This window comes from Xenorhabdus szentirmaii DSM 16338, assembly GCF_002632585.1.
In the GTDB taxonomy this organism is placed as follows: Bacteria; Pseudomonadota; Gammaproteobacteria; order Enterobacterales; family Enterobacteriaceae; genus Xenorhabdus; species Xenorhabdus szentirmaii.
Genome location: NZ_NIBV01000068.1, coordinates 1 through 270, shown reverse-complemented (window position 1 = coordinate 270; position 270 = coordinate 1). Strand labels below are relative to the sequence as shown.

1 protein-coding gene is annotated in these 270 nt (G+C 55.6%); it reads right to left on the bottom strand.

Annotated elements, in window-relative coordinates; translation table 11 throughout:
- Positions 1–270, bottom strand: a 270-nt coding sequence (locus Xsze_RS22350) for a hypothetical protein (RefSeq protein ID WP_169924464.1), incomplete at both ends; no start/stop codon positions are given.

The following is a 270-nucleotide window of genomic DNA, read 5'->3' as shown; positions in this document are numbered from 1 at the left end:
TCTCGGGATCAGTGCCGCTGCCGGGGAGTTGACTGCCCTCAAAGGCAATGTGACTTGCCTTCCCTGTCATCGGCTGGTCATCCTTGTCTTTCAGCATCAGTTGAATGTGGGCCAGTTTACCTGTGCCGGCTTCCAGCGTCCGGGGGTTGATGGTCAGCGTCGACGTTTTGTCATTGACCAAATCTGCCAGCGATGACGTAAAGGTTATATGGTTGGTGATTTTGCCCAGCGTCTTGCCGTCAACCTTCAGCGTGACCTGCCAGTCACCGG